Source organism: uncultured Senegalimassilia sp., assembly GCF_934632265.1.
Classification (GTDB): domain Bacteria; phylum Actinomycetota; class Coriobacteriia; order Coriobacteriales; family Eggerthellaceae; genus Senegalimassilia.
This window is the reverse complement of the sequence record NZ_CAKTYH010000172.1, coordinates 1-3010: the sequence shown is the minus strand read 5'-3', so window position 1 is coordinate 3010 and position 3010 is coordinate 1. Positions and strand designations below refer to the sequence as shown.

Sequence of the window (3010 nt, the reverse complement as noted above, 5' to 3'; positions counted from 1 at the left end):
TTCCAATATAGTATACTGACTGCATTCACCGAGCCAGTACGGGCGCATTGGTTCAAAATAAACTGATGCCCATGCTACGTTTGTCTCCGGAACGTACCTAAAGCCCGTAAGATCCTCGCAATCACGGAGTTTCCTGTGCATTCAACTTTTCGCCTATTCTATGGGCCTCTATCCGTTTGCGCAGGATAAGGAAGCGAGGTTGTAACCGATGCAGCTAGTTTCTATAATGGATATACACGGATATCCATTCTTGGGAGGTAGCCCTATGGACGCAGTACTCGGTAAATGGGGGAACAGCAAGGCCTTGCGGGTTCCAAGCGAACTGTGCAGCCAACTTGGAATCGACGTTGGTAGCGTTGCAAAAGTAACCGTTAATGAATCGGCTCGATCGCTCACGTTTTCGTTTGAAGCAATGCATCAGGCTTACTCGCGGAGCAAACGAATGACCATGGAAGAGTTTGCCGCAGGCTGGGAAGGCCCTAAAGTTGGTAAAGAATGGGGTGGCAGCGATGTCGGGGCTGAGGTGGTCGAATGACCCTATTCGAACAAGGCGACATCATCGAAGTCAATTTTGATCCTACCCTTGGACATGAGCCGAAGAAGATGCGGCCCGCTTTGGTGGTATCCGTTGGATATTTCAATAATGTTCTCTCGAGCCTTACCGTAGTGTGTCCCATTACATCGACGGTTAACGGGCATCCCCTACATGTAGAGATAGCCAGCGGCAATGCCGTACATGGATGCGTATGCTTAGAGCAAATACGCGCTATCGACTTGAGCAGCCCCAAACGCTGCGCCAAGAAAACAGGGTCATCAATGGATACGGAAACCATGACGCAGGTGCTCAACGGCATCGGCGCCATGTTCGGTATCTAATCGCGGCAAGGGCCCAGCTCGAATGCTCGAACTAGGCCCTTACGCTGGGGGAATATGTGCCTATGGTATGGCTTCCGTTATGCGGCCATGTCCTCGCGGCGCGCCATGGCCTTGTCGTAGTCCTTCGTTCCCACGAACACCTCGTGCTTGTAGGGGTTGACGCCCAGCTTCTTGGCGCGGTAGGCAACGTAGCCCACGGCGGCTACGTTCGCGGCCAGCGCCAGCACGCTGATGACCAGGTTCACGTCGGGGTTGTTCACCGACTGCACGGCGAAGATGGAGTCGTTGGCGAACATGGGCACCACCTGGCAGAACATGCACCACAGGCTCAGCGTGTAGGCGCGGTTCTGGATCCAGCCGCCCTTGTTCCACAGCATGCCGGCCACGGTGGGGGCCAGCAGCAGCGCCAGGCCGCAGTACCAGGAGTGCGTGGGCAGGCAGTTGTAGGTGTAGCAGAAGTTCCAGATATCGTAGGAGATGATGAACACCCACGTCATGTCGGGCCACAGCATGTCCTGCTTCTTCTTGGACGTGTAGATGCCCCACCAGCCGGTCATGACGAAGATGTTCAGGATGCCGGCGATGCCGTTGAACACGTTATGCCAGCCGCCGTACAGGGTGACGCCCTCGGAGGACACCCATGTGGTGCCGAACGCGCGCACGGCGCTCTCGAAGTCGCTGACCACGGCGATCAGGATGTTGATGGCCACGATCACGAACGGGAAGCACTTGAACCAGTCGGCGTTGCCCAGCTTGCCCCAGTGGTACTTCAAGATCATGAAGCCGATGCATCCGGCGGTCGCCGCGTAGAGCTTCGCGTAATGGAACCAGCTGTTCATGTACAGGTACGTCGGGTTGTTCAGCGCCCAGTCGGCTCCGGCGGCGGCGCCGGCGTAGATGGCGATGAAGTAGGCGGTCAGGATGGCGGGAATCACCAGGAAGCAGGTGATGCCGCCGGCCTTCGTGCGTCGTGCGACCTCGTTGAACCCGATGAGCGCGAGAAACACCACCACCCATCCGATCCACTGGTAGACGGCGGTGTCGCCGTAGACTTGGAACAACATGATGACCTCCCTTGAGTCGATACGCTCTCGCATACGGCGTTTCGGGCGCACGATGCCCGGGGCCGCATACGATGCCCCTTTCACCAGGCGTTTTGCCTGGTTGTTCCCTGGGTTGGTTAGTGACCGTTAACCGGTTTGCACCGGTTTGCGCTTGGCTTCGCGCTCCATGTGAAGCGTTTGCGCGATGATGTCGCGCAGCACTTCGTCGGGCGCGTCGCGGTGCGTTCGCACGTAGCCGCAGATGCCCATGATCAGTATGTAGAACGTCTCGTAGACGTGGTCGATGTCGATGGGGTGGTTCTGCGCGTAGTCCTGCACGGTGGTTTCCACGAAGTAGGCGGCCATGCGGTCGGCCACGCGGTTGATGAACTCAAGGTACAGCGACGCGTTCTCGTGCGTGTCGAGCGCGCGGCGGAAACTCGAGTGTTCGAAGACGCCTACGCGCATGACGGTGACAACGCCCGCCAGGCTGCCCTCGATATCGCCGGGGGTGCGCTGCTCGTTCCAGAACTGCAGCGACTCGATGTAGTCGTTCACGAAATCGTCGATGACCGCGGAGGTGACCTCCTGCTTGTCGCGGAAGTAGTGGTAGAACAGCGACCGCGCCACGCCGCAGCGTTCGCTGATGTCCTTCACCGTCGTGGCGGACAGGCCCTGCTCCTCGTAGAGCTGCCGTGCCGCGTCGACGATCTGCTGCCGTCTTTCGTCGCTCATCCGTGCCACCTCCCCTTGGTGCGCGTTTGTTGCGCCATGCGCGTTGCCTTCCCGGGTGCGCGTCCGCGGCGTGCGGGCGTTTTCTCAGGTGCGCGCTTTGCTTTCCCCTTGGCGCGCTTCGCGTTTCCCTTTCCCCTTGGGTACTTGCGATGGCCATAGCATACGAGGCGCGTTGACGCAGCGTCAATGAACACATTTGCAGAAACGTCAAACATTTCATGGAGAAATCTTGCTACTATGCGGCCATCACGTTCACAAGTGCAACGAAAAGCATGCAAGTGTGAAAGGAGGGCGTGATGGAAACGAACGAACAGGTGAAGGCGAAGGGTGGCAAGCGCCGCCGGGTTCCCATCGTG

4 protein-coding genes are annotated in these 3010 nt (G+C 58.2%); 2 read left to right on the top strand and 2 right to left on the bottom strand.

Going from position 1 to position 3010, the window contains the following annotated elements; translation table 11 throughout:
- Positions 1 to 265: 265 nt before the first annotated feature.
- Together Q0H50_RS09110 and Q0H50_RS09105 are read left to right on the top strand one after the other, a co-directional pair.
- Positions 266 to 535, top strand: a complete 270-nt coding sequence (locus tag Q0H50_RS09110) for a hypothetical protein (RefSeq protein ID WP_294421645.1) — start codon at positions 266 to 268, stop codon at positions 533 to 535.
- Complete coding sequence (locus Q0H50_RS09105; protein ID WP_294421643.1) at positions 532 to 876, top strand: type II toxin-antitoxin system PemK/MazF family toxin; 345 nt, start codon at positions 532 to 534, stop codon at positions 874 to 876. Before Q0H50_RS09110 ends, Q0H50_RS09105 begins: the two co-directional genes overlap by 4 nt.
- Positions 877 to 953: 77 nt before the next feature.
- Here Q0H50_RS09105 and Q0H50_RS09100 read toward each other — a convergent pair whose 3' ends face one another.
- Entirely contained in the window at positions 954 to 1940 is a 987-nt protein-coding gene (locus Q0H50_RS09100) for a DUF5692 family protein (protein WP_294421641.1), read from the bottom strand.
- Between the two features lie 126 nt (positions 1941 to 2066).
- A complete protein-coding gene (locus tag Q0H50_RS09095) occupies positions 2067 to 2654 on the bottom strand; it encodes a TetR/AcrR family transcriptional regulator (RefSeq protein ID WP_294421639.1) in 588 nt (195 codons plus the stop codon).
- Positions 2655 to 3010: the final 356 nt, after the last annotated feature.